The sequence below is a fragment of the Providencia sp. genome, assembly GCF_003533305.1.
Classification (GTDB): Bacteria; Pseudomonadota; Gammaproteobacteria; order Enterobacterales; family Enterobacteriaceae; genus Providencia.
Genome location: NZ_DOEH01000026.1, coordinates 82,425 through 82,624 on the forward strand (window position 1 = coordinate 82,425; position 200 = coordinate 82,624).

General features: G+C 39.0%; 1 protein-coding gene. It reads right to left on the reverse strand.

Features of this window, described 5'->3' with window-relative positions; all coding sequences use genetic code 11:
- The coding region (locus tag DD649_RS17240; protein WP_294109844.1) for an Ig-like domain-containing protein at positions 1-200 on the reverse strand (200 nt) is incomplete at both ends.

The window sequence follows — 200 nt, forward strand, 5'->3', positions numbered from 1 at the left end:
AGGAGCTTTGGTATCAATAGTAATTTGCCCTGTCATCTCCTTCGTATTTCCCGCAGCATCTTTTACTTCAATATGATAATCATGGGTTTTATCAATCAAGGTATCCGTAACAGATATCGTCCATTTACCACTTTTATCAGCCATCCCTTGATAAGTCGCATTAGCAATCTTAAGCTCAACTAACGCATCAGGCTCTGTTA